Origin of the sequence: Pedobacter albus (assembly GCF_036324255.1) — a bacterium.
GTDB classification, from domain to species: Bacteria; Bacteroidota; Bacteroidia; order Sphingobacteriales; family Sphingobacteriaceae; genus Pedobacter; species Pedobacter albus.
On record NZ_JAZDQT010000002.1, the window covers coordinates 975479 to 990387 of the forward strand.

Genomic DNA, 14909 nt, shown 5'->3' on the forward strand with positions numbered 1-14909 from the left:
AGATTTCTTATTATTTCAATTAGTTTTTAAATCTAATCACCCTTACACATTTAACCTTCCGCCTTCAACCTTATTTCAAGCTTCCTACCATATCTTCTGGCCGAACCCACTCGTCAAACTGCTCGCTGGTTAGCAAGCCCAGTTCAATTGCAGCTTCGCGCAAAGTTTTATTTTCTTTATGTGCCTTTTTGGCAATTTTAGCAGCGTTTTCGTAACCGATATGCGGATTTAAAGCCGTAACCAGCATCAATGAGTTTTCCATGTGCTGTTTAATGACCGGCCTGTTTGGCTCGATACCTTCGGCACATTTGTCGTTAAACGAAACGCAGGCATCGCCAATTAAACGGCCCGACTGCAATACGTTAGCTGCAATAACCGGTTTAAATACGTTCAGTTCGAAATGGCCGTTGCTAGCGCCTACGCTTACGGCTACATCGTTGCCCATTACCTGTGCGCAAACCATGGTTAAGGCTTCTGGCTGGGTTGGGTTTACCTTGCCCGGCATGATCGATGATCCTGGTTCGTTGTCAGGAATAATGATTTCGCCAATGCCACAACGTGGGCCTGAGCTCAACATCCTGATATCGTTAGCCACTTTCATTAAGGAAACGGCAACACGCTTGTACGCACCTGACAATTCAACCATGGCATCGTGCGCGGCCAAAGCTTCGAATTTGTTTGGAGCCGTTACGAAAGGCAGACCGGTCAATTCGGCAATTTTTTGGGCCACCAATACATCATAACCTTTTGGCGTATTTAAGCCGGTGCCTACTGCAGTACCGCCCAATGCCAATTCCTTGATCATTTCCAAAGCGTTTTTAATCGCCCTGATGCCGTTATCGATTTGCTGTACATAACCAGAAAACTCTTGGCCCAAGGTTAACGGGGTAGCGTCCATAAAGTGCGTGCGACCGGTTTTTACGATATCGCTCCACGAAGCAGCCTTTTGTGCCAGGGTATTTCTTAGTTTCTCCAATCCCGGAATGGTTACGGTTACCGCTTGTTTGTAGGCGGCAATGTGCATCGCGGTTGGATAAGTATCGTTTGAAGATTGCGATTTGTTTACATCATCGTTCGGGTGCAACACTTTTTTGTCATCGCCTAAACTGCCTCCGTTAATCACGTGGCCACGGTTGGCAATCACCTCGTTGGCGTTCATGTTGCTTTGGGTACCCGATCCGGTTTGCCAAATTACCAAAGGAAACTCGGCATCCAACTGACCGGCAATCACCTCGTCGCAGGCTTTTGCAATCAAAGTGGCTTTATCTTGTGGCAAAACACCCAGCTCGGTATTGGCCAAAGCCGCGGCCTTTTTCAAATAGCCGAAAGCATGTATAATTTCCTTTGGCATCGAAGCCTCTGGTCCAATCTTAAAATTATTACGCGAACGTTCGGTTTGAGCGCCCCAATATTTATCGGCGGGCACTTGTACCTCGCCCATGGTATCGTGTTCTATTCTGAAACTCATGATGTTTGCTGTTTTTTTGGCAAATTTAAGTTTTTTGATTAAACGAGCCTTCTTTTAACCTAGATAATTTGCAACATTACTGCCACATGAACAAACGTTTGCGCACTGTTAAAGCCTTAAAAGCTGGCCTGCTATCCTTACTTTAAGGCTAAAATCGGAAACTGTAGCCAACCAAAACTATTTTTATGCGTACCAAAGTCGCCTGTCTTTTATTCTTATGCCTGTTTGCTGGGACATTGAATTCATTTTCGCAACTCAACATCATTCCTTTGCCACAAACGGTCAAAGCAAACGGAACTGTTTTTATCATTAAGCCTCAAACCAACATCTACTACCAAAAAGGGCTTAAAGCACAGGCCGAATTATTGGCATCGGCTTTATCGCCTGCCACAGGCTATGATTTTAAGTTGCTGGAAGCCCAATCGGCCAAGGATGGAATATGGCTGACTTTGGGCAAAACAGCAGCTGCAAACCCAGAAGCCTACCGCCTAACGGTTGGTGCCAATCAGGTTAGCATTGTGGGCAATACCAGTAAGGGTGTATTTTATGGCATACAAACGTTGCTACAGTTGTTGCCTGCCGAAATCTATAATCCGCAACGCCAAAAAGGCAAAACCTGGACGGTTAAGGGAGCCGACATTCAAGATGCGCCACTTTACCCTTGGCGAGGCATGATGCTCGACGTATCGAGGTACTTTTTCAGCAAAGCTTATGTGCTCCGGTTTATCGATATCATGGCCATGTACAAAATGAACATGCTGCACTTCCACCTCATTGACGATGCAGGCTGGCGATTGGAAATCAAAAAATACCCTAAGCTCACTTCCATGGGTGCCTGGCGCGGCAAAGGGGCCGAACGTACCGGAGGCTACTATACCCAAGAAGACATTAAGGAAATTGTAGCCTACGCTTCGGCTCGAAATGTAGAAGTGATACCAGAAATAGAGCTTCCGGCCCATACTTTGGCCGCAGTAGTGGCCTATCCTTACCTCGGCTGTACGGGGCAGCAGTTCGAAATGCCTACGCAGCACTCCATCAGCAAAGAATTGTATTGTGTAGGCAAGGAAACCACCTTCGATTTTTTGGCCGATGTTTTTAAGGAAGTATTTGCCTTGTTTCCGTCTAAGTATGTGCACATCGGTGGCGACGAAGCTGTTTATACCAGATGGGCGGCCTGTCCCTATTGTCAAAAACGCAAAACTGATCTGGGCCTGAAAACCGAGGCTGCTTTACAGGTTTATTTTAACCAGCGCGTACAAAATATGGTAAAGCCTTATGGAAAAACCATTGTGGGCTGGGACGAAATTATTGAGGATGGCTTGAAAGAAAAAGTGGTAGGCATGGTTTGGCACGATCCTAAAAAAACATTCAAGGCGGTAGAAAACGGCCACGATGTGGTAATGTCGCTAACTAAATTCTGTTATTTTGATATGGCCGAAAGCAATATTCCGGGCGAAGTAAAAGCCGCTACCTGGGTTGGCCTTGTTCCGCTCGAAAAAGTTTACCAGCTCAATCCGCTGGTACCGGGTCTTGACGAGAAATACCGCAAACAGGTATTGGGTGCTTCGGCTACGCTTTGGGCCGATCAGTTTATACACGGCACCATTTTGCAGGAAATAGGCCCGCTGAACGAAAACCGTTCCGAGAAATATTTCGATTACCTTACTTTTCCACGCCTATCGGCATTGGCCGAGGTAGTGTGGACACCCCTTGCCCAGCAAAACTGGGAGGATTTTGAAAAAAGACTGGCCAGCCATTACCTGCGCTACCAAAATGCGGGCTATGGTTTCCGCTTGCCACAACCTAAATTAATCAGTGCCGAAAAAACCGACAAGGGCTATTTGGTTAAGCTCAAAAACGTGGTTGATGGCGCCCAAATTCGTTATACCACCGATGGTACCTATCCTAATCCTTATTCTCCGGTGTATAACCAAAGCGTAACCGTTGGCGAACTTAAAGACCTGATGGCCATTACCGTGCTGAACAGGGAACAGTTTTCATTGCCCCTTTATTTTCCAGAAAAATATGAGCAATTTAAAAAATACGGCGAAGTAGTGGCCGAGTGGAATCCCAACAAGATCAAAGGCAAGGATTTCGGTACGTTTGAAATCAATGCCACTGGAAAAATCAACGCAAACGGCAACTATGCCCTTACCTTTATGTATACTGGAGGCAGTACCAAGCTCGAAATCCAATCGATTACCGTATGGAAAAACGGTGTAAAAATCGCTGAAGACATACACGAAGGAAGTACGGGCTCGGCGCAAAAAGACAATGTTTACAAGTTCAATATCAAGGAATACGAAACTGGTGCCTCGTTTATCATCAAGGCCATGGTTAGGGGCGATGTAGACAATGATTCGAATGGCATTGCGCTGCTCAAAAAGGAAGGTTAAAAGCAACAGCTTGATCAGGTTAAGCCAGTATTAAGGCAATGTTTAAAACTCTTTTAGGTTTAAAAACCCAATTATCGTTATTTTGCTGGCTTTTAAACCCGTATATTTTATTACATGAAGTTTCGTCTACTCCTAACCGCCGTTGCGCTCTCTCTCATCACGGTTTCGGCCTGTACCAGCAAAGAAGAAAAAGCCAAAAAAGCGGCTGCGCAACAGAAAATAAGAACCAAGGAAGACGATAAGGCCGATAGCCTGCTCATTGCCTACGACCCTAAAAAAGGAGATCCATGGATTGCCGATTTTGTACAGAACCTGCACAAAAAATACGGATTTAACGGCAATATGCTCGTGGCCCGCAAAGGAAAAATCCTTTACGAAAAAGCCATTGGCTGGGCCGATTACCTGCATCGCGACAGTTTGAAAATCAATTCGGAATTTGAGTTGGCCTCTATTAGCAAAACCTTTACCGGCGTGGCCATTATGCAATTGGTAGAGGCAGGCAAGCTTAAACTGACCGACGATGTGAAAAAGTTCTTCCCGAATTTCCCTTACGACGGCATTACCATAGAGCTGTTGCTATCGCACCGCAGCGGCATGATGAACTATGTGTATTTCATCGATGATATTTACCGCAAGGAAAAACTCAACATGAAAAAGGGTGTGACCAACCAAGAGGTAATGGACATTATAGCCGATAAAAAACCTAACCCTTACACCAAACCCAACAAGGTTTTCCACTACAACAATTCCAACTTTATGGTATTGGGTGCCATTATAGAGAAAGTAACCAAGCAAAGGTATTCGCAGTACATGATGGAGCATATTTTTAAGCCGGCAGGAATGAAACATACCCATGTTTACTCGACCACAGAATACGAAAAAATTCCGGTTGATGTAGTTGGCCACGATCGTACCTGGCGCTATTCGGTGGTTCAGAATTTTTTGGATGGCCCTGTGGGCGACAAAGGGATTTATAGCACTTTGCACGATTTGGTACTGTACGACAAATACCTTAAAAACGGCCGATTGTTGAGCCAAAAAAGCCTCGATTCGGCTTATGTAGGTCGCAACAAGCCTGTAAATGGCCATTTCAACTACGGCTATGGCTGGCGCATGTTCGATGGCAAAGGCATGGACAAAGTGGTTTACCACACTGGCTGGTGGCATGGTTTCCGCCACATTTATGTACGCGATTTAGATAAGGATGTTGTGGTGATATTTTTGGGCAACCTTACCAATGGCAGCTTAATGCACCTAGACGATCTGTATAAATACCTAAAGATGCCGATCATCCGCAAAGGAGCCTATACCGGCGCTGGTTCGTTGCCAGGAAGCGACGAGGATTAATAGTGCCATAGCCTTACTGATAAGCCTTGGGTTTTACAGTCTATCTATTCAACCACCACAAAAACCTTAGGCTAGGCTAAAAAAGAGTTGTTTTTAAATACGGCTACAAACCTAGTAAAATAAGCACTTAGGTGTCTTAGGTGGTGCACATTTTAATTAGCATTAAAACACTTCGGCTATTATGGAATCCGAGCAACGGTTATTGGTGGCCTATCTGTTCAACCACCTAAGAACCCTTAGCTTAAGTTAAAAAAGGATTATTTTTTGGAGATGCAGGGACAAAGCTCACGAAACAGGCACTTAGGTGTCTTAGGTGGTGAACATTTTAACCGATATTAAACATTTCGGCTTTTACGAAATCTTGTCAAAAGCAATCCCTTGATTTTTTCTGTCGAGATAGGTTTTAAGCAGGCTGTTTTCTGGCAGGTTTACCATCGGGTCGCGCTCAAATATTTCGATTACCGTATTTCGGGCTTCTTGCAGAATAATTTGGTCTTTGGCCAAGTTGGCTACCTTCAGTTCGAGTACGCCACTCTGTTGTGTTCCGGTAATATCGCCAGGTCCTCTCAACTGCAAATCTATCTCCGAAATTTCAAATCCATTGTTGGTTTTCACCATGGTGTTGAGGCGCAACTTGGAATTTTCGCTGAGTTTATTGCTCGACATCAAAATACAATAAGATTGCTCGGCCCCACGACCTACACGTCCGCGCAACTGGTGCAATTGCGAAAGCCCAAATCGCTCGGCGTTCTCGATAATCATCACCGAGGCATTCGGCACGTTAACCCCCACCTCGATTACGGTTGTGGCTACCATGATCTGTGTTTTGCCCTCAATAAACTGGCGCATCTCAAACTCTTTATCGGCATTGGGCATTTGTCCGTGTACGATGCTGATTTGATAATTAGGTAACGGAAATTCAAATCGGAACTGTTCTATGCCCGCCTCCAAATGCATCAGGTCGAGCTTTTCGCTTTCCTTAATCAATGGATAAACCACATAAACCTGCCGGCCTTTGGCAATCTCCTGTTTCATGAAACCAAACATCCGTAGGCGTTGTCCTTCGAGCAAATGTCGCGTTTCAATAGGCTTTCTGCCAGCCGGAAGTTCATCTATAACCGATACATCTAAATCGCCGTACAGAGTCATGGCCAAGGTGCGCGGAATAGGCGTAGCCGTCATCACCAAAATATGAGGAGGAATTGTGTTCTTCCTCCACAGTTTGGCCCTTTGTTCTACACCAAACCGATGTTGCTCATCAATAACCACCAATCCCAAATTCTTGAACTTTACTTTGTCTTCAATCAGCGCGTGAGTGCCTACAAGAATATCGATTTCGCCATTTTCTAATTGCTGATGCAAAACCGTACGCTGTTTCTTGGTGGTCGTGCCTGTTAAGATGGAGATATTGACCAGCTCGCCTTTTAACAGCGAAACCAGCGATTCGTAATGTTGCCTAGCCAAAATCTCGGTTGGCGCCATCATACAGGCCTGATAGCCATTATCATTGGCCAACAACATGCTAATGAGGGCCACCACGGTCTTGCCGCTACCCACATCGCCTTGCACCAAACGGTTCATCTGACTGCCTTTCTGCGTATCGATCCTGATTTCTTTAATCACCCGTTTCTGGGCATTGGTCAGGTCAAAAGGCAGCATTTCCTTGTAAAAAGTATTGACGCGCTCACCAACCGTATCAAACAAAAGCCCCTTAAACTTGAGGCTACGGACCTGTTTGTTGTACAGCAATTGCAGCTGGATAAAGAACAGTTCCTCAAACTTCAGCCGCCTTTCGGCCTGTTGCAGCTTGGCCTGGTTGGCAGGAAAATGGATATGCACCAAAGCTTCTTTCCGGCTGATGAGCTTATATTTTTCGAGCACATAAGCAGGCATGGTCTCCCGCACCTCGTTAATATGCAGTTCGATAACATGTTGGATCAGCTTCTGCAGTCCTTTGCTGTCGAGAAAATTCTTTTTAAGTTTTTCGGTAGAGCTATAAATCGGCTGTAGGGTAAGGTTACCCGTTAAGCCTGGCGGACGGGGATAATTTTCAAGCTCCGGATGCGAAATACTAAAGCTTCCATTAAAAAAAGTAGGTTTGCCAAAGGCGATGTAGGTACTGCCACGCATTACATGGTCTTCTACCCATTTAATGCTCTGAAACCAGACCAGCTCCATAATGGCGCCCGTTTCGTCGGCAAATTTGGCTACCAAGCGTTTTTTGTGCTTTTCACCGATTACTTCCTTGCTCAGTATTTTCCCCACCACCTGCACCAAGGGCATTTCGGGATCGAGCTCTCTGATCTGGTAAAAACGGGTGCGGTCGATATACCTGAAAGGATAATGGTAAAGCAGGTCTTTATAACTGGCCATGCCCAATTCCTTTTGCAAAAGCTCCGCACGCTTAGGGCCTACGCCCTTAAGGTAAACAAGAGGTGTATCTAAATTTGAAGCCTGCAAAATGAACCTATTTTCTCTTAAAAGTAAAAATATCTTTCATCAAGTTCCAATTAAATAGCAAAACGGCAAACAGCAACAAGAGGTAGGCCAGCAACTGGTGCAGGTCTATCCGTTCTCCAAAGTAAACAATGGCCACCGTAAAGGCAATAATGGGATTGATATAAATGATAATGCCCAAAGTAGAAGAAGGAATACCGATTAGTGCATAAAGGCTCAAAAACAATGGGATGATGGTAAACAGCACGGCAATGACCACGATGTTGCCCCAAAACCAAACGCTTGTAGGAACGTCTTGATGGCTACTTAAATAAAAAGGCAGCATCAACAATACCGCAATGGCAATCTGCACCGCCAATACATTGAGTTTATCCAAGTGTTGCATTTTGCGCTGGATAATCAGGTAAAACGCATATAGCGCCGCAATAATTACCGACCAGGTTACTTCTATCAATGAGCCAGTGGCCAACATTACGATGCTGAGCAAGGCAACCCCCAAAGCAATCAGCTTGAGCTTCGAAAGCTCTTCCTTCAAAATCAGAAATCCACCAAAGGCAGTAATCAGTGGGCATACCATGTAAGCGAATGCCGCCGATTTAAGGCTCACATTGTTAACTGCATAGATATAAGTATACCAATTGAGCGAAAGCAGCACCGTGGCCCCTAATATTTGGTAAACGATGATTCGTTTTTCTTTGGGCAAGGCCGACTTGAAATATTGGATATCTCGCGCCATCGATTTTCTTCTGAACAAGAGAATAACCAGCCATATCACCGCCAAAGAAGTAAATATGCGGTAATAGAGGATTTCCTGCGAAGGGAACGCCTTGATATTCCTGAGCGGAATGGCAAAGAAGCCCCAAATGGCTACGGAAAGAAATCCGGCCAGCAGATATTTGGTCTTAGCCTGTTGCAATGGCTTAGGCCTTATAGGCGGTTACCGATATTTCTACATTGACGCCTTTAGGCAGGCCTTTTACGGCAACCGTTTCGCGGGCAGGATATTCCGACTGGAAGTAAGAGCCATATACTTCGTTCACTTCGGCAAACAGGCTCATATCCGACAGAAAGATGGTGGTTTTAATCACATGCTCAAAATCGTACTCAGCTTCTAATAACACGGCTTTGATATTGCGCATCACCTGATGTGTTTCTTCGGCAATAGAGGTCTGGTTAAGTTCTCCGTTTTCCGGATTGATGGCCACTTGGCCAGAGGCGAACAGAAATCCATTGGCCATTACGGCCTGACTATAGGGACCAATTGGGGCCGGGGCATTACTGGTATTGATTATTGTTTTCATCTATTGGTTTTTATCGATCGCGTGAATAGTCGACTGGTTATTTTTTCAGGATAAACCACTGTACCAGTTTCCAGATAATGCCACCCAAAAACAAGATAATGGCTATGGCATTGATAGCATGCATAATCTTGATATTGGTATTTTTTGGTCTGTCTGGGTTATTCTTTCTAAAGAAGTACATATACAAATGTAAGGATAAAAAAAAAGAGCCCCGAAATTTCGGGGCTCTTTTCTTATCGAGTTAAGCAAGATTAGTTTCTTGAAGTCTCAACACGACGGTTTTGGATACGACCTTCTTCAGTGTCGTTAGAAGCAATTGGGTTAGCTTCGCCGAAACCTTTAACAGTTACTTGGCTAGCGTTAACGCCAGAGTTTACTAAGTAAGTTTTAACAGAGTTAGCTCTGTCTTTAGATAATTTCAAATTGTATGCAGCAGTACCTTCGCTAGAAGCATAACCTTTAGAAGTTACTTTACCACCGTTTTCACGCAATACTGAAGATAATTTATCTAAGATTGGATAAGATTCGGTTTTCAAAACTGAAGAGTTGAATTCGAATTGGATTGGCTCGAAACCAGATACTGTAGAAGTAGTTGGAGTTACGATTTGCTGAGGAGCTGGTGGAGGAGGAAGTGGACATCCTGAACCATCAACTTTAGTTCCAGCTGGAGTACCAGCACATTTATCGAATTGATCAGCTACACCGTCGCCATCAGAATCTTTTTTCAAGTCTTCAACTGATTTCTCAACGTTAGAAACACGGTTTTTCAATGCTTCAACTTCTTGACGTAATGAAGGATCTTTCAATTCATCATACATCATAGCTACTGGGTTAACCCAATCCAAGTTAGGTTTAGCTTTAGAACCTAGAGAGAATTCTAAACCAGCAGAACCGTAAGAGAATTTATCTTTTGAAGTACCACCAGCATAAACTCCATCAACATTATCGCCATCAACAAAGTTCATGGTGTAAGCCAAGTTGAAAGATACGCGGTCTGAAACTTTGAATTTGATACCAGCACCTACAGGGATATAAGCTTCTTTGATGAAGTCTTTATCGTGGTTGTCACCAAATTTACCTTTGTTGTTAACAACAGTACCGTTAGCTAAGGTTACTTTTGGATTGTAAGCCATTAAACCGTAACCAGCAGTAACGAAGAAGTTAACTGAATTTTCGCGACGTAAGAAATCTACAGTAGCAACATTCACAACACCTCTGATGTCAGCGGCATATTGAATATCCGTTTCGAATTCTTTAACTCCGTTTTTAATACCACCTACAGCATCTTTGTTAGTGCCAGATAGTTTGCCACGGAAGATGTTACCTTCTAAGCCAAAAGCATGACCTAGTTGTTTACGCAATGAAATTCCGTAACCTAAGTTAACATCCCAGTTAGTAAAGTCGTTAGTACCACCGATAACAGCAACTGGCGCCAAAACACCACCGTTGATACCGAAAGACCACGTTCTGTACTGTCCTCTTCCACCAAACACTTTGGCAGAAGATGATGCAGGAGCATCCTGAGCACTAGCAAGAGTTGTTACTCCTAATAATGCTACTAAAGAGGCCGCAACACCTTTCTTTAAAGTAGAATAATTCATAATTTTTCTTTTTTAAGGTTAAACAAATATTAATTGTATAATTTTTTGCAATACAAAATTAAACAAATTTTTATAATCTCAAAACACCTTACAAACTCCGTTCCAAACTTCCTAAAATGTTCGTATTTTATTACATTTGGACTAACTACCCAAATTCAAATCAGTAAATGTATGAAGTATCATCAAATAAACAACTCTTTGTTCGTTGAAAACAGAAAAAATTTCTGTAAACTACTGAAAAACAATTCAATAGCCATATTTCAATCGAATGATGAATTTCCCAGAAGCGGCGACCAAAACTTTCAATTCAAGCAAAATGCCGATCTTTTTTACCTTTCTGGCATCGATCAGGAACAATCAATTTTATTGATTTATCCCGACTGTCCTAATCCTCAATACAGAGAAGTCCTGTTTTTAAGACAGACAAATGACCACATTAAGGTTTGGGAAGGCCATAAATATACCAAAGACCAAGCAAGTCAGACTTCTGGCATCACTGCCATTTACTGGTTGGGCGATTTCGAAAACATCCTGCACAGCATTATCAACTATGCCGATCAGGTTTACCTCAACCTGAACGAGAACGACCGTTACCTGCATACGGTAAGCTACCGCGACATCAGGTTTATCGAACAGCTGCGCCAAAACTACCCGTTGCACCAGTTTGAACGCGCGGCGCCTTTATTGCGTGAGCTTCGAGCCATCAAATCGCCTATAGAAGTAGAACTGACCCAAAAAGCCTGCGACATTACCCGCGATGCCTTTTTAAGGGTGCTTCAATTTGTAAAGCCGGGTGTAACGGAGTATGAAATTGAGGCCGAAATCATCCATGAATTTATCAGGCAACGCGCCACGGGGCATGCCTATTCGCCAATTATTGCGGCCGGACAAAACGCCAACATCCTCCATTACACCGACAATAACCAAACCTGCCAAGATGGCGAACTGATTTTAATGGATTTTGGCGCCGAATATGGCAACTACAATGCCGACCTTACCCGCACCATTCCGGTAAACGGCCGATTTACCAACCGTCAAAAGGAGGTATACAATGCCGTGTTGCACGTGATGCACGAAGCCAAAAAGCTGATGGTTGCCGGTGCCGTATGGAATACTTACCACGAACAGGTTGGCGAAATTATGACCGAACAGCTGTTGAAACTCAAACTCATTACCGCTACAGAGGTTAAAAACCAAAACCCTGCCTATCCGGCCTACAAAAAATATTTTATGCACGGCACTTCCCATCACCTGGGCATTGATGTGCACGACTTTGCGGGCAGGTACACGCCTTTTGCAGTGGGCAATATCCTCACCTGCGAACCGGGCATCTACATTCCGGAAGAAGGTTTTGGCGTAAGGCTAGAAAACGACATCCTGATTACCGAAGGTGGCAACATCGACCTGATGGCCAATATTCCGATTGCGGTTGAAGAAATTGAGGCGCTTATGAATGCTTAAGCCAATCTTCGGCAAATTTGTAAATATTAAAATCTGATTTTACCAAAGCTTCGTCAACTGCCTGACGGAGCTTTGTTTTATCGATATCCAACATGCGACGATGCTGGATAAGCTGAAAAGCTTTTTCGGCCATCAGAAAATTACGGCGCTCGTTGTTGGGTTTGTCTGTTTTGGCAATCCACTTGCACAAATTGGCCAACCCTTCGTTTTTGTCGGCCACCGTTTTAAAAACCGGGATATCCTGATGTTGCTGACTCACGAGCTTCTTCAGTTTGTTGGCAAACATATCGGCCCCCTCCCTATCGGCCTTATTCACTACAAAACCCTGCGCAATTTCCATCAATCCCGATTTGATGTGCTGTATTTCGTCGCCCGATTCGGGGACCAACACCACTAAGGTTTTATCGGCAAGGCCAGCAATCTCCACTTCCGACTGGCCCACACCCACAGTTTCTACCAAAATCAGATCGAAATTGGCCGAACGCATCACATCTACCATTTCCAGGGTTTTGACTGAGATACCGCCCAAGGCGCCACGGGTGGCAATAGAGCGGATAAACACATTGGGGTTGTTGAACTGTTGCACCATCCTGATCCGATCGCCCAGCAAGGAACCAAAATTAAATGGCGAGGTAGGATCTACGGCCAAAATGGCGACCTTCTTACCTTGGCCCACAAAATGTGCCGTTATGGCATTCACCAAGGTACTCTTGCCTGCACCCGGAGGGCCGGTAATGCCCAAAACCGGAATTTCATTTTTAACCCGAATGGCTTTGAGCAAGGCTAAAGATGGCTCAATATTGTTCTCTACCAAGGTTAAGGCCCTGGCCAATATCCTGAAATCTCCTTTTTCTATACCTTCTTTAAGCGTCAAATACGAATTCATGGGCTAACTATTCTTTACAAAGAAACATATTTTTATCAATTCTGCCTCAGTATACTTTAGGCGCGCGCTTTCCGTTTGCTCCATGTAATATTAACGGCCTAAAAATCCTGCCCTCCTAAACAAAGAACAAAAAACGTAACTTTGTATCCTTTATATATTTAGATGAAAACCTATTTCAGATTATTATCCTTCGCAAAACCTATCGAAAAATTTGCGATTCCCTATATCATCGCAACCTTGTTTGCCACCGTTTTCAATACCTTATTGTTCACTTTGCTTGGCCCATTAATGACCGCCTTGTTCTTGCCAACGGGCAAAAACAGTCTGGCCAAAGTGGTAAGCGACAGGTCGGCAATCGACATTGTAGGTAAGTTTAGCGACTATATCCATCAAATAATTGCACAGCACGATGGCGTTTACGCCTTAAAACTGATCAGCCTGGCTATTGCGGTTACGGTATTCCTATCCAATTTCTTCCGCTATTTTTCGCAGCGCTACATGGAAGATTTGAGGGTACACACTTTATTAAACTTCAGAAAAGCGGTTTTTAACAATGTGATGAACCTGCATGTAGGCTATTTTAACAACGAGCGCAAAGGCGATGTGATTTCTAAAGTGGCTTCCGATGTGCAAGTGGTGCAGTTTACCGTAACCAACACGCTACAGGTTGTTTTTAAGGAGCCTTTACAGTTGATATTTTGGGTGTGCGTACTGCTTTCTATATCGGTTAAGCTTACGCTTTTTTCTTTGCTGGTTATTCCGGTATCGGGTTTTATCATCAGCAAAATTGTAAAACGCCTCAAACAGCAGGCTACACAGGCCCACGAATCTTTCGCCAAAATGATCGGCTTTTTAGATGAGGCTTTAAGTGGCATCAAAATCATCAAGGCCTTTAACGCTACCGAAAGAACAAAAGATAAGTTTAACGAAGAGAACAAATTCTATTCTTTCCTGAACCGTAAAATGGTGCGCAGGCAACAATTGGCTTCGCCGGTTTCGCAAACCTTGGGTGTTTTGGTGGTGGTATTCATTTTGCTGTATGGCGGTACCATGATCTTAAGCGGACAAGGCGAATTGAGCCCAGATAAGTTCGTGGTTTACATTGCCACTTTTTCGCAGATTATGCAACCAATCAAGGCATTGACCGATTCGTTCAGCGGCATCCACTCAGGTATCTCTGCCGGCGAAAGGGTGCTCGACCTCATCGACACCAAACCAGAACTGACCAATAAACCCGATGCCAAAACCCTCGACCAATTTAGCAATGCTATTGTTTTGGAAAACGTATCGTTCAGCTATGGCGAAAAGCAGGTACTCAACAATATCAACCTGAGTATCGACAAAGGAAAAACCCTGGCCTTGGTAGGGCCTTCGGGTGGAGGGAAAAGCACACTGATGGATTTGATTCCTCGCTTTCACGACCCTAAATCGGGCACGCTGAAAATAGACGGCCATCCTTACCAAGACCTGACCGTAGAAAGCATCAGGGCGCAAATGGGTACAGTTAACCAAGAATCGTTTTTGTTTAACGACACCATATTCAACAACATCGCCTTTGGCAAACCCGACGCTACCGAAGAGGAAGTAATTGCCGCGGCCAAGATTGCCAACGCGCACGAATTCATTTTAAATACAGACCAAGGCTATCAATCGACCGTGGGCGACAGGGGCAACAGGCTTTCTGGCGGCCAAAGGCAACGCATCTGTATTGCCCGAGCTGTATTGGCCAATCCGCCAATCATGCTTTTAGACGAAGCAACTTCTGCCCTTGATACCGAATCGGAAAAACTGGTTCAGGAGGCCTTAAACAACTTGATGCAGAACAGAACCTCGATTGTGATTGCGCACCGCTTGAGCACCATCCAGCAGGCCGACAAAATTGTGGTGATAGACAAAGGGCAGGTAGCCGAAAGCGGCACGCACCAGGAGCTGATGGCCCACAACGGCCTGTACAAGCGATTGATCGACATGCAAACCTTTAACGATTAATTG

The 14909-nt window shown here is 44.4% G+C and carries 11 protein-coding genes; 4 read left to right on the forward strand and 7 right to left on the reverse strand.

Annotated elements, in window-relative coordinates; all coding sequences use genetic code 11:
* Window positions 1–70 precede the first annotated feature (70 nt).
* Window positions 71–1468 carry a class II fumarate hydratase gene (gene fumC / locus VRU48_RS14050; RefSeq protein WP_330108550.1) on the reverse strand — a complete coding sequence of 466 codons (1398 nt, stop codon included), beginning with the start codon at window positions 1466–1468 and terminating at the stop codon, window positions 71–73.
* A 185-nt stretch (window positions 1469–1653) separates the two neighbouring features.
* Here fumC and VRU48_RS14055 point away from each other — a divergent pair, with 185 nt between their 5' ends.
* Complete coding sequence (locus VRU48_RS14055) at window positions 1654–3864, forward strand: beta-N-acetylhexosaminidase (RefSeq protein WP_330108551.1); 2211 nt, start codon at window positions 1654–1656, stop codon at window positions 3862–3864.
* Window positions 3865–3978: 114 nt separating this feature from the next.
* Window positions 3979–5211, forward strand: a complete 1233-nt coding sequence (locus VRU48_RS14060) for a serine hydrolase domain-containing protein (protein ID WP_330108552.1) — start codon at window positions 3979–3981, stop codon at window positions 5209–5211.
* Between the two features lie 351 nt (window positions 5212–5562).
* Here VRU48_RS14060 and recG read toward each other — a convergent pair whose 3' ends face one another.
* The 5 genes from recG to VRU48_RS14085 form a co-directional block, all read right to left on the reverse strand.
* Window positions 5563–7671, reverse strand: a complete 2109-nt coding sequence (gene recG, locus VRU48_RS14065; RefSeq protein WP_330108553.1) for an ATP-dependent DNA helicase RecG — start codon at window positions 7669–7671, stop codon at window positions 5563–5565.
* 7 nt (window positions 7672–7678) lie between these two features.
* Window positions 7679–8584 (reverse strand): EamA family transporter, encoded by a 906-nt coding sequence (locus VRU48_RS14070; RefSeq protein WP_330108554.1) that lies wholly within the window; start codon window positions 8582–8584, stop codon window positions 7679–7681.
* Between the two features lie 4 nt (window positions 8585–8588).
* Entirely contained in the window at window positions 8589–8969 is a 381-nt protein-coding gene (locus tag VRU48_RS14075) for a RidA family protein (RefSeq protein WP_330108555.1), read from the reverse strand.
* A gap of 37 nt (window positions 8970–9006) precedes the next feature.
* The gene (locus tag VRU48_RS14080; RefSeq protein ID WP_330108556.1) at window positions 9007–9150 is read right to left on the reverse strand and encodes a DUF6728 family protein; all 144 of its coding nucleotides are present in this window, start codon (window positions 9148–9150) and stop codon (window positions 9007–9009) included.
* 70 nt (window positions 9151–9220) lie between these two features.
* A complete protein-coding gene (locus tag VRU48_RS14085; RefSeq protein ID WP_330108557.1) occupies window positions 9221–10570 on the reverse strand; it encodes an OmpA family protein in 1350 nt (449 codons plus the stop codon).
* 171 nt (window positions 10571–10741) lie between these two features.
* Here VRU48_RS14085 and VRU48_RS14090 point away from each other — a divergent pair, with 171 nt between their 5' ends.
* On the forward strand, window positions 10742–12031 hold the full coding sequence (locus VRU48_RS14090; RefSeq protein ID WP_330108558.1) for an aminopeptidase P family protein: 1290 nt from the start codon (window positions 10742–10744) through the stop codon (window positions 12029–12031).
* On the opposite strand, the gene meaB is transcribed toward VRU48_RS14090, so the two are convergent.
* Window positions 12018–12917: a methylmalonyl Co-A mutase-associated GTPase MeaB gene (gene meaB / locus VRU48_RS14095; RefSeq protein ID WP_330108559.1), complete on the reverse strand. Its 900-nt coding sequence runs from the start codon at window positions 12915–12917 to the stop codon at window positions 12018–12020. The two genes, VRU48_RS14090 and meaB, sit on opposite strands and share 14 nt — an antisense overlap.
* A 162-nt stretch (window positions 12918–13079) precedes the next feature.
* On the opposite strand from meaB, the gene VRU48_RS14100 reads away from it, so the two are divergent.
* Window positions 13080–14906 (forward strand): ABC transporter ATP-binding protein, encoded by a 1827-nt coding sequence (locus VRU48_RS14100; protein WP_330108560.1) that lies wholly within the window; start codon window positions 13080–13082, stop codon window positions 14904–14906.
* Window positions 14907–14909: the final 3 nt, after the last annotated feature.

Excerpts from the sequence above, each read along its gene's own strand:
- VRU48_RS14090 (WP_330108558.1), top strand. The coding sequence starts at position 10,742 with ATGAAGTATCATCAAATAAACAACTCTTTGTTCGTTGAAAACAGAAAA.
- fumC (WP_330108550.1), bottom strand. The coding sequence starts at position 1,468 with ATGAGTTTCAGAATAGAACACGATACCATGGGCGAGGTACAAGTGCCC.
- VRU48_RS14100 (WP_330108560.1), top strand. The coding sequence starts at position 13,080 with ATGAAAACCTATTTCAGATTATTATCCTTCGCAAAACCTATCGAAAAA.
- VRU48_RS14055 (WP_330108551.1), top strand. The coding sequence starts at position 1,654 with ATGCGTACCAAAGTCGCCTGTCTTTTATTCTTATGCCTGTTTGCTGGG.
- meaB (WP_330108559.1), bottom strand. The coding sequence starts at position 12,917 with ATGAATTCGTATTTGACGCTTAAAGAAGGTATAGAAAAAGGAGATTTC.
- VRU48_RS14080 (WP_330108556.1), bottom strand. The coding sequence starts at position 9,150 with ATGTACTTCTTTAGAAAGAATAACCCAGACAGACCAAAAAATACCAAT.
- VRU48_RS14060 (WP_330108552.1), top strand. The coding sequence starts at position 3,979 with ATGAAGTTTCGTCTACTCCTAACCGCCGTTGCGCTCTCTCTCATCACG.
- VRU48_RS14075 (WP_330108555.1), bottom strand. The coding sequence starts at position 8,969 with ATGAAAACAATAATCAATACCAGTAATGCCCCGGCCCCAATTGGTCCC.
- VRU48_RS14085 (WP_330108557.1), bottom strand. The coding sequence starts at position 10,570 with ATGAATTATTCTACTTTAAAGAAAGGTGTTGCGGCCTCTTTAGTAGCA.